General features: G+C 42.6%; 13 protein-coding genes. 7 read left to right on the top strand and 6 right to left on the bottom strand.

The window, feature by feature from the left end:
* Positions 1 to 4: 4 nt before the first annotated feature.
* The 6 genes from A8140_RS01665 to A8140_RS01640 form a co-directional block, all read right to left on the bottom strand.
* A complete protein-coding gene (locus A8140_RS01665) occupies positions 5 to 1,456 on the bottom strand; it encodes a NeuD/PglB/VioB family sugar acetyltransferase (protein ID WP_005535449.1) in 1,452 nt (483 codons plus the stop codon).
* Complete coding sequence (locus A8140_RS01660) at positions 1,456 to 2,607, bottom strand: LegC family aminotransferase (RefSeq protein WP_005535451.1); 1,152 nt, start codon at positions 2,605 to 2,607, stop codon at positions 1,456 to 1,458. Before A8140_RS01660 ends, A8140_RS01665 begins: the two co-directional genes overlap by 1 nt.
* A 12-nt stretch (positions 2,608 to 2,619) precedes the next feature.
* Complete coding sequence (locus tag A8140_RS01655) at positions 2,620 to 3,810, bottom strand: UDP-N-acetylglucosamine 4,6-dehydratase (RefSeq protein ID WP_005535453.1); 1,191 nt, start codon at positions 3,808 to 3,810, stop codon at positions 2,620 to 2,622.
* A gap of 141 nt (positions 3,811 to 3,951) precedes the next feature.
* Complete coding sequence (locus A8140_RS01650; protein WP_005535455.1) at positions 3,952 to 4,914, bottom strand: LPS O-antigen length regulator; 963 nt, start codon at positions 4,912 to 4,914, stop codon at positions 3,952 to 3,954.
* Between the two features lie 305 nt (positions 4,915 to 5,219).
* On the bottom strand, positions 5,220 to 7,892 hold the full coding sequence (locus tag A8140_RS01645; RefSeq protein WP_005535457.1) for an SLBB domain-containing protein: 2,673 nt from the start codon (positions 7,890 to 7,892) through the stop codon (positions 5,220 to 5,222).
* A gap of 68 nt (positions 7,893 to 7,960) precedes the next feature.
* Positions 7,961 to 8,476, bottom strand: coding sequence for a porin family protein (locus A8140_RS01640; RefSeq protein ID WP_005535460.1), 516 nt, complete (start codon positions 8,474 to 8,476; stop codon positions 7,961 to 7,963).
* A gap of 653 nt (positions 8,477 to 9,129) precedes the next feature.
* Here A8140_RS01640 and A8140_RS01635 point away from each other — a divergent pair.
* The 7 genes from A8140_RS01635 (at position 9,130) to A8140_RS01605 (ending at position 15,964) form a co-directional block, all read left to right on the top strand.
* Positions 9,130 to 9,351, top strand: coding sequence for a hypothetical protein (locus A8140_RS01635; protein ID WP_005535462.1), 222 nt, complete (start codon positions 9,130 to 9,132; stop codon positions 9,349 to 9,351).
* Between the two features lie 69 nt (positions 9,352 to 9,420).
* Positions 9,421 to 10,095 carry a YjbF family lipoprotein gene (locus A8140_RS01630; protein ID WP_005535464.1) on the top strand — a complete coding sequence of 225 codons (675 nt, stop codon included), beginning with the start codon at positions 9,421 to 9,423 and terminating at the stop codon, positions 10,093 to 10,095.
* A complete protein-coding gene (locus A8140_RS01625) occupies positions 10,092 to 10,853 on the top strand; it encodes a capsule biosynthesis GfcC family protein (protein WP_005535467.1) in 762 nt (253 codons plus the stop codon). Before A8140_RS01630 ends, A8140_RS01625 begins: the two co-directional genes overlap by 4 nt.
* A gap of 2 nt (positions 10,854 to 10,855) precedes the next feature.
* Entirely contained in the window at positions 10,856 to 13,054 is a 2,199-nt protein-coding gene (locus A8140_RS01620; protein ID WP_005535470.1) for a YjbH domain-containing protein, read from the top strand.
* A 151-nt stretch (positions 13,055 to 13,205) separates the two neighbouring features.
* Positions 13,206 to 14,147, top strand: a complete 942-nt coding sequence (rfaD, locus tag A8140_RS01615; RefSeq protein ID WP_005535473.1) for an ADP-glyceromanno-heptose 6-epimerase — start codon at positions 13,206 to 13,208, stop codon at positions 14,145 to 14,147.
* A 114-nt stretch (positions 14,148 to 14,261) separates the two neighbouring features.
* The gene (lpxM, locus tag A8140_RS01610) at positions 14,262 to 15,248 is read left to right on the top strand and encodes a lauroyl-Kdo(2)-lipid IV(A) myristoyltransferase (protein WP_038862836.1); all 987 of its coding nucleotides are present in this window, start codon (positions 14,262 to 14,264) and stop codon (positions 15,246 to 15,248) included.
* Positions 15,245 to 15,964 (top strand): glycosyltransferase family 25 protein, encoded by a 720-nt coding sequence (locus tag A8140_RS01605; RefSeq protein WP_005535613.1) that lies wholly within the window; start codon positions 15,245 to 15,247, stop codon positions 15,962 to 15,964. The genes lpxM and A8140_RS01605 overlap by 4 nt, the downstream gene beginning before the upstream one ends.
* Positions 15,965 to 15,967 lie beyond the last annotated feature (3 nt).

Genomic DNA, 15,967 nt, shown 5'->3' with positions numbered 1-15,967 from the left:
TCGCCTATTTTCTAATAACTTCCCACCAGAGCAATGGTGAGCTGCTATTCGTTTGATTCAGTTTTAAAATTTTCTCACACTCATCGACTTGATTGAGTTGAGCCATCAACTTATGGTTTGAGTCAAATTCAGCTTGGAAAGCATCACTAATGGTCAACATATGTTTATAGTGGGTTTCGCGTACTTTCAATGACTGCTTTAAGCTCTCTTTTGTCACATCACCTATACCTACTGTATTTTCCTGATGTTGACGATAAAATGTAATTGCTTGATTAGTAAATACTGCACGCTTTGATTGGTATAACAGTCGGGTAAAAAGAAACCAGTCGACTGCAATTAATGCACGTGGAAAGCGAAAAGTTTCAGCTTCCAAACCCACCAACCTTATCGCAGTATTGGATAATCCAAACAAATTTTTGTCACGAATAAAATCCAGAGATATCTCATCCCCATCAGTAATGCGTGATGATAATATTTGTACAGCAAGTTCTTTGTTTTCATTAAATGCAGTCAAATCATTAACTACAACATCATACTCTCTGAGCAACTCGAGCGAATGGGCTATTCGATTTTCTGAGAAATGGTCGTCAATATCGGCAAACACCGCTGCTTCATATTGATTCTTTAAAGCAAATTGACACATTGCCTCTCGGTTTTTCGCTATATTACCTGCAGACTCTAATTCAATAATATTTAAATTTGAATATAAGTTCTTAAATACATTCAAATCACCGAAACCGTCATTGACTAGGATAACATCAAAACTTTGTACTGTTTGGCGCTCCAACGACTTGAAGTAGTCGTGAACATATTCTTCATTAATAGGAAATATCGTCGTCAAAACTGCGGTCTTAAACGGCACTGATGGTTGATATGTTCTTGCATAACAACTGCCAGCTTTGATAAAGGCCTTTGATTCCGTTTTAACCCCTTGTACCACCACCGCATTACTTCCAATAAATGATCCAGTAGCAACCTCTGCTGCACCATTAACTACGGCTCCTGTTGAAATATGACAGTGAGTTGCAATTAATGCATCATGCTCAATCAATGATTTTGTATTAATGATACAATTATCTGACACTTGTGCACCAGCATTGATCAGAGCATCATGCATAACAATAACGCCCTTTCCTATCTGAGCAGTCCGCGAAACATGTGCCCGAGAAGAAATGACTGTTGCCAATTGAGCATTTAAACTCAGGAGTTGTATGTACAAATGTTCACGAATGCTACTAGATTGAATCTGTCCCACGGTAATTAAGAAATGGCATCCTTTAGCAATATATTTCGAAATAGCCTCATCTGTATCTAGTATGGGATAACCTAACAAGGTTGTACCAATCTTATCTTTGCTGTCTAAGATACCTTGAATTCGATATTTTCCTTGAGACTCGATCACATCGATGCAAGCAGCGCAATGCCCTCCGCCACCGATGAGAATCAAATTTATCATCATAACCTCCGCGTTACCGGGCTACTAGGTAGGTTTACCAACCTTTGTTCTAGTAACTCTGAAACACCTAAATTATCGCGTATAGCATTCTCAAACATAGGTAACCTATGCATAAGCTGCCAAATTGGTCGAGTCATCACACCTGAACCATTTGTGCAAGCTAAGACCTCTTCGCGACTTTCTTTATCCGGACAAATGATTGCATTTAGCCAGTAGTTTGACTGCGCATATTCTGGCTCAGTAACAAATTTAAAATCTGTTCCGTCAAAAAAATCCTTGTAGTTTTCTGCAAGTAACCTTTTCTTCTTCAGGTATTGCTCAATGACTTCCATTTGAGCACAGCCAAGAGCCGCATTCAGGTTTGGCATACGATAGTTGAAGCCAGGTTCATCATGGAAGAACTCATACGGATGAGGAACTTTTGCTGTCGTCGTGACATGCTTAGTTCGCACACCTAATTCTTGAGTCTTACATAACACCATGCCGCCACCGCCTGTGGTGATGATCTTATTACCATTGAAGCTGACAGCACCAAAATCACCAATAGTACCGGTGTGTTTACCCTTATAGAGCGAGCCTAGACTTTCTGCGGCATCTTCAACCAATGTAATGTTCCATTTCAAGCAAACGGCAACCAGCTCATCAAGCTCTACAGGGTGACCAAACGTGTGCATTGGTACAACGGCTTTGATTCTTCGACCTGTTTTTTTATGGATACACCCCGCGTCTGTAACTTCAGCATTCTCCTCTAAAAATGCATCCACAGCCTTAGGGCACAACCCTAAACTCACTGGAGATACATCCAGAAAAATAGGCTCAGCCCCCATATGGTAAAGAGCATTGCAGGTTGCAACAAAAGTCAAAGCTTGCGTGACGACCAAGTCGCCTCTTTGAACATCAGCCATGTACAATGCAGCATGCAATGCTGCTGTACCATTCACTGTCGCTACAGCTTTAGCCGTACCAGTATAAGTTTCAATTTTTCTCTCAAAATCATCAACAAACTTACCGACGCTAGAAACAAATGTACTTTCAATCGTTTCCATTACGTACGCTTTTTCGTTGCCATCGAACGTCGGTGCATGTAAGGGAATAAATTCGTCTGTTTTGTAAGTATCTCTCACAAATTCAACAATAGATGTCGCTTTCATTGAATGCTCCACTTACATCTTGCTATCGAGGTATTTACCCGTTTCTTTGTGCCCAAAATCAGGGATCATGGTAAAGAACAGTTTCACAATCTGCTCTTTAGTCCAAGCTCGCTCACCTTTCATCTCTGAGATGCTGTTTTCAAACAAAGTAAGCAGATCTTGCTCATAAAGAGGGTCATTTTTGATTATGCCCAGATTTTCGAATCGAGACATATCCAGCTCTTCTTTATCTGTAAAAAACTCTTCGAAGTCTTTTTCACCCGTTGTATCACTTGCAGTAAACAAACATGGCCACTTACCTTGCTCTGGGAGCGTATGCGCAAGCTGGCGAGCTTCTTCTTCTGTTTCACATAAATGAGGTTCGTAACCAAGCTGCTCTAGGTATTTCACGGCAATATCTGCAAACGAGATAAGGTGCAGAGCTTCACTCAATTTCGGGAAGAAAATGTCACGATTCGCTCCAAAGATACAAGACATCAAACATAACTCACCCGACTCTTGCGGAGTAACAAAGTAACGTTTGATGTCATTAGGAGCAACGATAGGTTGGCGCTTTTGAATACGTTGGTTAAATCCGTGAAGTAGCGAGCCATCAGAGAATGCCACATTTGCAAATCGAGCAGTTGAGATTGCCATTTGCTCGCTTTTCCGCATCAGGAACATTTCCATAATACGTTTGGATGCTCCCATCATATTAACTGGGTTTGCAGCTTTATCTGTAGAAACACAAAAGTACTTTTTCGCGCCAGCATCAATAGACTGCTGGATCGTTTTGTCAGTATTAAAAACATTCACATCGATCATGCGCATCAGTGTGTAAGGATCTTTTTCACTTCTAACATGCTTAAGCGCAGATAGGTTCAATACATAATCGAACTTACCATCGGCTTTAATGAATGCGTCGTACTCTAGAGAACCAATGTCCAATGCAAATGTTTGGAAGTCACCATCAATATAACCAAATGAGCTACGGATATCTCGGACAAGCTCTACCATATTGTTTTCACTAATATCCACAACATGCAATTTCTTAGGATTGCGTTTGAAGATCTCTTTAGTCACAGCTTGACCAATTGAGCCTGCACCACCAAGCACAAGAAAACGAGATTCAGAAACAATACGAGATAACTCAGCTTCATGCTGAGCGATATCTTGTGTAAATAGGGCGTCAGTGCGGCCAATCAGTGGCAAAATCTGGTTCATTTACGATACCTAGCTTCAAGTTGATTGATTTCGTTATCTCAGCACCTTTAATAAACTGAGATTTTTTATTCAAAATGAGGTAGCTAAAATAAACCACCTCAAGGTTTGTTCTAATTTTTACATCTAGACTTTCTGGGTTTGTTATTTCCGAAGCGCAAAGCGAATCAACACAAGAGCTCCACCTAGCATCCCCCCAAGCAATATACTAATTATACAAATTAGTGCACGCTTAGGTCCATCCTTCAACTCGGGAACAACAGCAGGATCTACAACTTTAAAGATGAACTCTTCTTGAACCTCTGCAAGCATTAAGCTTTTGGTTTGCTCTTCAATCAGTTTATAGAACGTGCTTTGCATATCAGTTACTGCCGTTTTTTGTAGCTGAGTATTGAGATAAGCAAGGTTTTGTGAAGTTTCAGCTATTGTTCGTTCACGCATCACTTTGTTGATGTCTTCAATTAACCAATTAACCCATTGTTGAGCAATATAAGGTGAGTAATATTTGACTGATACCGTGTATAAACCGCTCTCTTTATCCTGACTAACGCTCAAGACTTCTTTATTGAATACTTCAAACGCTTCTTGTGCGGTCGGTGTTGCACCGCGCAGACCATTAGGTTCACGTAACCACTCGCCTGTATTTGAGTTATAAAGCTCTTCGTCTAGGATAAGTTTGTTATTCGCTAAATCCCAATCTTTTGCCGCCATTAGAGGCACAAGCAAATCATGCTTGTTGATAAATGCCTCTACAAACTGGCGAGACTTCATCACTTGTACTGCCAAATCTGTTTGAGAAGATTCACCTGCGCCCAAGTTAACACCAGCTAGTGCCGCAAGACCACCTAATTGTCCTGCCATTTTTGACAAGCCTCCACCATTCGAGCTTTCAGCTGGTGCTAATAGTGCATCAGCTTTGTAGATGTTTGGTAGGCTCAGGGCGTAAAGTACTGCGCCAACTGCAAAGACAAATGTTGTCGCAATAATGATCCATTTACCTTTCCACAATGCTTTGAAAAGTTCACGCAGATCGATTTCATCATCACCATGTTGTGGATTGGGTGGATATGGTAGGTAATTTGAGTTGGATTCTTTTTGTGGTTCCATTGGTCTTTAATCCTAAGCTCTGAGGTTGGTTATATTGGACTCAGAGATTGGTGAAATTTGATAGATTATTCTCCGGCTTTCAAAACACAACCGCGCTGTGACAAGATTCCTAGTCTCGCTCCGGCTCCCTGGAATGACGGGCTACGGCTGAATAATGCGACTATTGGTGTTCAGAGTAGTATTTGCCGTTTTGATTAATAATGTTCATAAAATTGAGCTTATGTAACTTCAATCGTTACATAAGCTCTTACTATTATTGTATTTCTAATCTTATTTTAAGCTGATTGTAATGACCTTGTTGTTCATTACTTCAACGCGTTGATCGCTACACCTGTTTGGTAAAGGATCTGCGTGGCAGCGGTCCAAGTACTTAATGCATCGCGGTAGTCGGTATCAATTGGCACAACAATGGTATCGCCCGCTTTTAACTCTTCATGATTGTTACCGAACCAGTAGCCTGATGTTGGTTTGTAAACCGAGCCATCAGCACGTACTACAAAGATACGGTCTTCATCAGCTTGTTTTTTTGCACCGCCAGCTTTGTTCAAGTAATCATCCACATCTAGCTTATTATCGAGTAGATATGTAATTGGAACTTGAACTTCACCCATGATCGAAATCGTGTTGCGGAAGGTTGGGACAAATAGGAAGTCACCGTCTTCTAACATAAAGTCAGCTGAGCGTTCATCTTTCAAGATGCGATTAAGCTGTACAACCATACGACCAAGCGCTTTGCTCTTGCTTGCTTCTTCAACAAACTTCAATGTTTTATCTGGATCAGAAATCACCGAGCTCATATTGTTATCTGCACGGAAGGTCTTCTTCGCCGTTTCTGCACGCATATCTGCAGCGTATTGGTTTAGTAGCTTTTGCTCTTGTAGGCGAAGCGCTTCACGCGTAAAAATAGCACCTTGAGGATGAGCGAATTCCGTTAAACCACCTGCACGTTCAAGTAACTCGCCTAAGGTTTCCCCTTGACGAACAGTGTAAGTACCAGGGAAGCGGACTTCACCTTGCAAGGTGACTGTGCTTTGTAGTTTAACGTTCGGCTTTTCAAGAATGTTCAAGCGGTCACGGCCAACAAGGATTGCATCGTCTACAGTGCTTCCTTGAATTGCTTTACGTAAGTCAATGCGTTCTACATCGATCGAAGCTCGTTCATCCTTGCTACTGATCACAGAACGAGCCAACTCTGCATTAATGGTAAATGCATTATAAGTTAAGCCACCAGCAGCCTCGACTAATTTAGAAATCGTCATACGTGGGGTAATTGGGTAACGCCCAGGGTGTTTGACCTCACCAAAAACTTCTGCAATTTGCGGAGCCAAACCTAAGCGAGATTGCTGTTGAAGTTGCAGCAGCACAGGAGCGAGCAACGTACGGCGCGTATTTTGCTTTAATGCTTCAAAATCATCTTTAGTGATTTCTTTGCCACGGAACACAATCTTTGAGTGTTTTGAGCCTTTTTCTAATGGCGCTGCAGAAGACACCGCCACTGATGAGCTCATGACTTCTTGCTCTTTCAATTGCTCTTGTTGTGCTTGAAGTTGAGCTTGCTCTAAGGTTTTCGCTTTGGAAACGGTTTCTTGATCCGCTAACGTATCCAGATCTTCATTGTTGAAGCGGTTAAAGACTAAAACTCGGTCGCGCGAGTTTAGCTTCAAGTTATCTTTACTCGTTGGAGAAAGAATCGCGTTCGCAAGATTTACTTGATAAACCTCAATGTCGCGCTGTGGATTAATCTCACGGACAACAACAGCATAGTTAACATCTGCAGTAGAGTTAAATGACGTATCTACTGATTGGAACAAGTCAGCAATACGAAGGCCACTCTTCCATTCGAAAAAGCCCGGATGACGAACATCACCCTCAATTTGAACGTAACGAGTTAGCTCTTCACTCTTCTTCAGTACATTAACAGCATCACCATCTTTGACTTTAGTTTGTTGGTCATGTGACTGGCTAAAGTTCAGTGTTAATGCATCGCGAGCACCTTCTGCTGCATAACGTTTGACTTCAATTTGGTCACTGTAAGCGTTGGCAGTAAAACCACCTGCCATTTGAATCGCTTGCTTGTAGGTTTCACCTGATTTCACTTCGTAGATTGCAGGGCGATTTACCTCACCATCAATAGCGATGGTATTACCAACAGCACCAATAAAGATCACATCACCAGGTAATAGTCGAACATCGTTGCGCGCGTCGCCTTTCAACAATAGGTCATACATATCAAGCTTGCGAATCACCTGACCATTGCGCTTAAGTTGCACGTTACGAAGGGCGCCACTCTCACTAAAGCCACCGCTATAGTAAATCGCTTGAGAGATCGTGGTTAGGGCACTGACGGTGTAAGCACCTGGTTTGTAGGCATCCCCCATCACAAACACTTGCATGGTACGCATTTCACCTAGTGAAATGTCGCTACGTACACCGATCATTTGCTCTTTTACACGCTGGTTTAAAGAATCGCGTACGTCAGAGAATGTCATCCCTGCAACTTGAACTGGGCCAAGTGAAGGGAAGTTAATCGTACCCGCGCGATTTACTCGCAAACGGTGGGTCGTGTTATCTTTACCAAATAACTGAATAACAATTTCGTCACCGGCGCCGACTGTGTAATCAGCAGGAACAGGTACATCGCTTACTGGGGCAAATGTTGTTGGTGAACCCGCAAATAGATCCAAGCCGAAGCGTTTTAACTCTTCGTCTTCTTTCGCTGAATCCATTTTATCCGTTTGATTGGCATTACTCACCTCTGGGCGAGGATCAATCACCTGAGGGTTTTGATAGCTACTCGGCTGAGAAGAGGAGCCAGAAGGGAGAGTAATGCCGTACTTACTTGCTAGTGCTTGTTGTTGGTCAGCAGGTAGGCTCTGGAACATTTGTATTTGTTCCGGGGTTGGAGTTTGCGCATGACTGAATGGCGCAAAAACACTTGCCAATACACAGGCGGCAATCGAGAAATATCCTTTAAGCATGATAATTCGCTATTTAAATCGAGAGTTAAAAAATCCTAGTTACTAAAACTAGGCACTAGGTCTTTTAATTAAAATCGGTGCTGAAAGCCGAGTGTCAGGGCATTCAAACGAACTTGGTCTTCTGATGTACTGTCAACAAACTCGAAAACAACCGCATTGTGCTTATCCAAGGCGTAATGCATACCTAAACCAAAGCTGAAACCTTGATCTTTACCAGTACTGACGTTCTGTTGGTCAATTTGGACACTGGAGTAACCCGCCAGTCCGTAAAGTGCAAAACGTTCAGAAACCGGCATGTTTAACTTAACAAAACCACTTGCTAAGCTGTCTACTGCAAGTCCACTTTCGCGCTGTATTGAAGTGCCGTAACGCGCTTCTAACGCGACATAATCGTTAAAAAAGTAGCCTGCTTGCGCTTGAAGAAGAAATGGATTGCCTTCGGTTACAGAAGAAGTAGAAGAATGGTGGTATTCGGCATTAGAGTAGCTCACTAACGCACCTGCATAAAAATCTGCTGAGGCCGTAAATGAGCACAAGCTTAAGCTGATTGCACTCAACGCCCCTAGCCATGGTCGTTTGTTCATCACGTAAGTATTCCTTAGGTATTGACTGACCACTGCACATGAATGACGCACGCAGTGAATGTCTGTTAATTCTTTAGTCTGTTTGCTTGTGCGTTTTCACGCTACCGCCCTGCGGCATTACGCGTAGCCACTGTTCGCTGATTACCGAGTTGCTCGGCTTATTGATATAAGTACTCTTTAAATCGTTGCTTTTGTGATGAGGATATCAAAAAGTCACCTTTTAAAAGCACAGCATTAAAGCTGGCAAATTATGCATGGATTAGCGCAAAACGGCAAGGGACTCAATACAAGGCTGAGCATTCATATTCTTATCTTTCAGATGGGTAAGAGAGTATTGTTTAGGGGTTACAAAGCATTACGTTGTATTTATACAGAATGTCAATTAAGTGTCATTTCCTTCCTTGCCCGGTATTGACAAGTTGGTGTTGCTTATGGATGCATTATCCCTCATGACACCATTAAGCTCTAGTTAAAATAACTACAACCGCATGCAAATAACTTACTCACCTCCAATGACACGCTTTCTTTAGAACTTGGTAAAATTCCATAGGAAACTATTTACATGCTGATTGTTTTTTAACTAAAATGACAAATGGTATGTTCTAAACAGACCAAACATCGATGTTTTAAAATCTGAAATACAAGGATTAATAATGAAGAATACAGCTCTAGCTATTCTTATGGCTCTAAGCGCATCAACTGCATTTGCAGCTGAAGAAGCTGGTTCTGCTGGTGCAGCATCTGCATCTGCAACTGGTACAACTGCAGTAGCAGTGGGTGCAGCAGCAGCAGTAACTGTAGTAGCAGTTGCAGCATCAGACAGCGATTCAACTTCAACGTCTACTTCTACTTCTACTTCTACTTCTACGAACTAATTCGTTTAAGTTGAACTAGATAAATCGCCCTGAACTGTTTCAGGGCGATTTTATTTGTACGAGGGAATAATGAATACTTTTCTATCGCAAAAATGGATGCGCTTACTTGTTGTTTTACCTGTATTAAGCCTCACCTTTGGGTGTACTCAGAAATTCAATGATGTCTCGGCGACCGTTCAGGAAGCTTATAGCAACTATATCGATGTTGAACTGACACCAGAAGAAATTGAAGCCGTTCCTTATGCCAGCGCTTATCTAAAAATCGGCAGCCAAAAGCAAGTTTTTGTTGTTCTCGCCTTTGCAGAATTGAACCCGTTAACAGGCCAAACCCAACTCAAATGGGTCAGTGCCGATAAGGCAATGGTGGTAACAGAGAACGGTCATATCGTTAAAACTATTGGTTTGCAAACCACCAATCTAGCAGGCATTTATGGCGACGTTCCTGCCTACTCAGCGCCCTATGTGCAATATTCTCTTTCTTACGATTGGGCTGACAAATACCGTTATGGATTCCCGGCTAAAGTCCAGCGTTCTCGTCAAGGTAAAGAAACCGTCATAACCCCTATTTCATCTACCACTACTGATGTTTATACAGAGGTTGTAACGTTTACCAGCTTAGAAAAAACTGTAGAGAACCAATACTGGGTAAACGGTAAAGGAGAAGTAGTGAAAACACGTCAACACTTAGGTCCAAACATGGTACCTATTGAATTGACGATTTTGAAAGGGTACAGCAAATCATGAATAAGCGACTGCTATCTTTATTAAACCTAAGTTTAACGGCAACGATTCTGGCGACACCTACTACTGTTCAAGCTCAAAGTCGCCCCTCTTCACCGCTTAATGTTGAACTTGTCGGAACGGGCAGAGCATTGCAGTTCCAACAAGCGGCACGTTTAGAGAGCGTACTTAAGCATGCACAAGAACAACAAGTCGCCCTGCAATACCCTTTAGCTGTGACTCTATTTGATAATTCCGAAACAGCTGTGCAAGAAAGTACTGCCTTAAAGAATTCGGTGTTGAACCAAATGATTCAACATAATTTAGTGGCACACCCATTTTACAAGTTTATCCAACAAAGCCTGTTTGCACCTCGTGTGCTGTCAACCATTGATGTTGATCTCATCCGTCTAGATAAATTTGATAATCCTCTTTTACAAGGTCAACTTGCGTTAAGTGCGGCAAAACGAGAAGAAAAAGTATTGTATGTGGGTAACTTGGAAAAAGTCTACGCAGTAGAAAACCAAACGGGTATTCCTCTGCACGAACAGATCACTAATCTACGTTCAAGCGATATTGGTGAACTTGCTTATCCGCCAGTCCTAATTTACCCGGATGGCAAAATCGTTCATCCTCACCATGGCAGTTGGCTAACCACTCAATATTACTTACCACCACTTACCATGGTGTATATCCCATTTGATAAGTTCGAAACATCACAAATGGATAAAGACATTGTCGCTCTGCTTGCACAACGTAAACCAACCTCATCGAAGAACTAAACATGAACCTGATCAGAACCAGTTTATCCCTTTCTTTAATGGGTCCAGCGTTGGTGTGGGCTCAAGACATGCCTTTCGAAGCACCACCATTGCAACCATCACAAATGGACTTTGGTGGTGTCGGCTTAATGCAAATGCCAACTGGCCGTATGGCTCCTGAAGGTGAGTTTAACTTTGCGGTCACAGGCAGCGATGAGTACCTATTTTACAATGTGACTCTTCAAGTGATGCCTTGGCTAGAAACGACTATTCGTTACACCATAGTAAACGATCTTTTTTACAGTAGCGATCCAAGCTTCTCTGGTGATACCAAGTACACCGACAAAGGCATCGATTTTAAAGTTCGCTTACTAGAAGAGTCTGAGTACTTACCAGAGCTTTCTGTTGGTATTCGTGACTTTGCGGGTACTGGCCTGTTTGATGGTGAGTTTGTTGCTGCAACAAAACGTTACTCCAACCCAAACCTCGGTACCTTTGATTTCACTTTCGGTATGGGCTGGGGCTACTTAGGCACGCGCGACAACATCAGTAACCCTGCTTGTAAATTGTCAGACAGTTTCTGTGAACGACCTTCCGACTTTAAAGGCAATGGCGGTAGCGTAGATTTTGAACGCTGGTTTAAAGGACCGGCAGCTCTATTTGGTGGTGTCGAGTATCAGACACTGCATGCCCCACTGCGCTTCAAGCTTGAATACGACAGCAATGATTACAGCGAAGATTTCCCTGTCGTACGTGGTGGTGTAGATATGACGCCGCATACGCCTTGGAACTTTGGTGTTTTGTATCGTTTAGGGCATATGGCAGATTTGCGCTTGAGCTACGAACGCGGTGATACGCTGGTTGCTGGTGTGAGTCTTTATACTAACTTCAACGAGATGCCGTCTTTCTGGCGTGATACACCAACACCAGAAGTGGAAGACAAGCAACCAGAACAACTGTCTGATGTAGATTGGGAACGTGTTACCGAGGAGCTAGATAAGATTGCTGGCTACCAAAATACCCAACTCTACGTTGAAGACAACACAGTATCTGTTGTTGGTGAGCAGAAGAAATATCGCGACCGCAACGAAGCTCATGAAAAAGCAGCTGCAGTTCTTTACAACGAGATGCCAGACAACATTGATACCTTTACTATCAATGAACGAAGCCGTGGTTTGCTCGGCGATCAAACGGTTATCTCAAAAGATAAGTACCGTGACTTTGCTGAAGTAAACTACATCAACCCGAATATTGAAGATGCGACGTCTACATCAAGCAATAAGCCTCAGGGCAAACCTGCTTACGATGGGTTTGAGCGCTTTGATTGGGGCTTTGCACCAAAACTGGCTCAAACCTTGGGTAACCCAGAAGATTTCTACTTGTTTAGTGTTGGTTTGAGCGGCAACGCTTCTTACTGGCTAACGGACAACCTAGAAATCGGCGGTTCGTTGTACTGGGATTGGTACAATAACTACGACAAGTTTAACTACGTAACACCACCTGATGGCACAAGCGTTCCACGTGTACGTACTATGTTCCGTGCTTATCAGAATGAACACGCGGTAACCATGTCGAACCTTCAATTGACTTGGTTCCAAGAGTACTCCGATACCATGGACCAGCAATTCTATGCAGGTTACCTAGAAAGCATGTTTGCGGGTGTAGGTACGGAGTTCTTGTACCGTCCAAAAGGTGCAAACTGGGCAGTTGGTGCTGATGTTAACTTAGTTTCTCAACGTGACCCTGAAAGCTACTTTGGTGTTTACGATGAGGAGTGGCAGCATATCCCTGAATACGGCCGCCCATTCCAAGTGGTAGATAAAGGCTTTACTGGTTTTGTGTCTGGCTACTACTACCCACAATGGGATTTCCTAAAAGACTTGATGATTCAAGTTGATGTAGGTCAGTTCCTAGCGGGTGATGTCGGTACGCAAGTGAACGTCTCTAAGCAGTTCAAGAGTGGCGTGATCGCTGGTGCGTTTGCATCGATTAGTGACTTGTCTGCAGATGAGTTCGGCGAAGGTAGCTTTACCAAAGGATTCTACATTTCGATTCCATTCGACATCATGACAGTGAAACCAAGCAACAACCGTGCAAACTTTAGCTGGCAGCCATTAACTCGAGATGGCGGCCAGAAGCTAGGTCGTAAATACAGCCTAATTGAGCTAACAGATGAGCGTAACCCTTGGTATCAACGTCCAAACGCGTCAGATGAAAAGTAATCTAACCATTAACAGGTTATCTATCTAGTACAAAGGAAGCTTCGGCTTCCTTTTTGTTTGCCTAATGACAACGACCTCCCCTAGTACTAGCACCTAAAGGCTTAACTCTGCTAAACTTCCTGAGAAAATTTTAATCTATGGTGGAAGTCTTATGATCATCGTAACTGGTGGTGCTGGCATGATCGGCAGCAACATTGTTAAAGCTCTGAACGAAGCAGGTATTAACGATATTCTGGTTGTCGACAACCTAAAAAATGGCAAGAAGTTTAAAAACTTAGTTGATCTTGATATCACTGATTACATGGATCGTGATGACTTCCTTACCCAAATCATGGCAGGTGACGACTTCGGCCCTATCGAAGCCATCTTCCATGAAGGTGCTTGTTCTGCGACAACTGAGTGGGACGGCAAGTACATGATGCTAAACAACTATGAGTACTCAAAAGAGTTGCTTCATTACTGTCTAGATCGTGAAATCCCATTCCTATACGCGTCATCAGCGGCGACATACGGTGAGACAGAAACGTTTGTTGAAGAGCGTGAATTCGAAGGCGCGCTTAACGTATACGGCTACTCGAAACAGCAATTTGACAACTACGTTCGTCGCCTGTGGAAAGACGCAGAGGATCATGGCGATCAGCTTTCTCAAATCACTGGTTTCCGCTACTTCAATGTTTACGGTCCACGTGAAGATCACAAAGGCAGCATGGCGTCAGTAGCCTTCCACTTAAATAACCAGATCAATGCTGGTGAAAACCCTAAATTATTTGCAGGCAGCGAATCATTCAAACGCGACTTTGTTTACGTTGGTGATGTGTGTAAAGTAAACCTTTGGTTCCTCGAAAATGGTGTTTCAGGTATCTTCAACTGTGGTACTGGCCGTGCAGAATCTTTTGAAGAAGTGGCAAAAGCAGTGGTTAAACACCACAACAAAGGGGAAATCCAAACCATTCCGTTCCCAGAGCACCTAAAAGGTGCTTACCAAGAATTCACTCAAGCAGACCTAACTAAACTTCGCGCAGCAGGTTGCGATGTAGAGTTCAAAACTGTGGCAGAGGGTGTTGCTGAATACCTAGAGATTCAAAACTGCTAATTCCCTTCAAAGGTGGTAGTTAATTCTCTACCACCTTTACTCTTATGTGATCACTAGTATCATTTCAGCATACCCCCACTGCCTTTCTTCAAAAATATAGGTGCTTAAAACTTCATGACTAATCAACGTGATGATTTCGATCCTAAAGCTTATAACCCTAAATTTGAGCGTCATTTCTTAGCGCCCAAATATTGGGGTACTTGGGTAGGCGTAGCCCTTTCTTTGCCGCTTGCTTTATTGCCTCTAGGGATGCAGAAATGGCTAGCAAAAAACATCGCGAAGAAACTGGCTAAATCGCACAAAGGTTCAGCTCACCGAGCTCGTGTCAACTTTGAACTGTGCTTCCCAGAAAAATCATTTGAAGAGCGCGAAGGTCTGATTGAAAAAACGCTTTATACCGCAGCATTGTTCTTTTTCCGTTTCAGCTTACTTAGCTTACGCTCATCTAAATGGTTACAGCAGCGTTGCCAAATCCGAGGTTTAGACATCCTACAAAAACACATCGACAATGATGAGAAAGTCATTTTGATGGTTCCACATTCATGGGCAATTGATATTCCTGCGGTGTTGCTTGCTTCGATGGGAATGCCCGTCTCGGCAATGGCAAAAAAGCAGAAAAACGAATTGGCAGATTGGCTAATGCACGAACAACGTGTGCAATATGGCGGTCGCGTTTATGAACGCTCTGGTGGTATTAAGCCGTTTTTGAAATCGATCCGTGATGGCTACATTGGCTATTACTTACCCGATCAGGATCATGGTCCTGAACACAGCGTTTTTGTCGATTTCTTTGCGACCAGAAAAGCAACGCTTCCTGGTTTAGGTAAAATTGCTAAACTATCACGCGCTAAAGTGTTACCTATGTTTGCTTCTATGAACACAGAAGATGGTACGTTTGATATCGAAATCTTACCGGCGTTCGAACTAGATAAAGGTGAAGAACAAGACGCGAGAACATGTAACCAAGCGATTGAATACTTTGTAAAAGATAAGCCAGAACAGTACATGTGGGTGTTACAGCTACTGCATTCGCAAGAAAATGGCGATAACTACTACAACTTATTCAAGACCCGATACAACGACGATTGGAAAATGCAGTGAAAGTGATTGTTATTAGTTTGAAGCGCTCTATTGAACGTCGAGAGCGAATTAAGGAGCAACTCGACCAAGCGGGAATTGAATTTTCCTTCTTAGATGCAGTTGATGCAGAAGGAACTAATTTCCCATATTCGGAGCGAAGAAACGATCGTTTAACAAGGAAACGATTTGGTTATAAGTTGGTTGATAGCGAAGTGGCCTGCTTTGCGAGTCACTTTAAGGCTTGGAGCGCTGCTTTAGAATTGAATGAGCCTCTACTTGTTTTAGAGGATAACTGTGACCTTTCCACAGAATTTTTTGAATATTACCAGCATCTCCCAGAGATCGCAGCTGGATTTGATTTCTTGAAGCTATGCGCGACAAGCCCTAAGAAATTCAAGAACATCAAGGAGGTTGATTCAAAAGTAAAAATCATCCGTTATTACAGACGAACGTGTGGAATTATGGGCTATATCATTTCACCAAAAGCAGCACAGTCATTCATTCAAAATGCAACTCAGTTTATCGAACCTGTCGATGACTATATGGAAAAACCACATAAACACGGTATTTTCACATACTGCCTCAAACCAGATTTAGTTACCCGAGCAAAAATAGATTCAACTATTGGCAGCTCAAGGAAGAACAAACAAGGTATAACTCTTGTCGACAAGCTTTATATTGAGTCTTTTAGGCTTTATGAACAAATAAAAGACTTTTCAATGAGAGCACCGGATTAAACA

This window comes from Vibrio campbellii CAIM 519 = NBRC 15631 = ATCC 25920, from assembly GCF_002163755.1.
Classification (GTDB): domain Bacteria; phylum Pseudomonadota; class Gammaproteobacteria; order Enterobacterales; family Vibrionaceae; genus Vibrio; species Vibrio campbellii.
Note: the sequence above shows the minus strand (reverse complement) of the source record. Positions and strands in the feature narration are given on the sequence as shown.